Here is a 202-nt window from a genome sequence, read left to right on the forward strand (position 1 = left end):
ATGCACACAGAGTAATACACGAACATCTCGATGCTCTAAATGATCAACTCTACTCCCACCAAGAACAGTGTGAAGTAAAAAACGCTTACGACCCTGAACTGGATAAACGTCTGAGTGAGTGGCGAGAAGAGGACGAGAGTTCTGTCAGAATGGTTCTACAACAGCTGCATTTGATCTATCGAATGCTTCCAGAATTGCATAC

The 202-nt window shown here is 43.6% G+C and carries 1 protein-coding gene; it reads left to right on the top strand.

The genetic code is table 11. The features are described 5' to 3' along the window. Positions 1 to 202, top strand: a 202-nt coding sequence (locus AB4512_RS24750) for a hypothetical protein (RefSeq protein WP_372176120.1), incomplete at both ends; no start/stop codon positions are given.

The sequence above is a fragment of the Vibrio sp. 10N.222.52.B7 genome, from assembly GCF_041474275.1.
GTDB lineage: Bacteria > Pseudomonadota > Gammaproteobacteria > Enterobacterales > Vibrionaceae > Vibrio > Vibrio crassostreae_C.